Raw genomic sequence first — 218 nt, forward strand, 5'->3', positions numbered from 1 at the left:
ATGGTACCCGAGGCCAGACTTGAACTGGCACGCCTATTAAGCGAGGGATTTTAAATCCCTTGTGTCTACCGATTCCACCACTCGGGCATAAGTGTTGTTTTAACCGTCTAGTTTAAAGCACTAAACAATTAAACAAAAATTGTGGAGGCGCGACCCGGAGTCGAACCGAGGTCGACGGATTTGCAATCCGCAGCATAGCCATTCTGCCATCGCGCCGT

General features: G+C 49.5%; 2 tRNA genes. Both read right to left on the reverse strand.

Annotation, left to right across the window (positions count from 1 at the left end):
• Position 1: 1 nt before the first annotated feature.
• Positions 2-87: transfer RNA gene (locus AB4153_RS21495), tRNA-Leu, on the reverse strand.
• A gap of 55 nt (positions 88-142) precedes the next feature.
• Positions 143-216 (reverse strand) — tRNA-Cys (locus tag AB4153_RS21500).
• Between the last annotated feature and the right edge of the window lie 2 nt (positions 217-218).

It is taken from the genome of Shewanella sp. 10N.286.52.E4 (genome assembly GCF_041468785.1).
GTDB classification, from domain to species: domain Bacteria; phylum Pseudomonadota; class Gammaproteobacteria; order Enterobacterales; family Shewanellaceae; genus Shewanella; species Shewanella electrodiphila.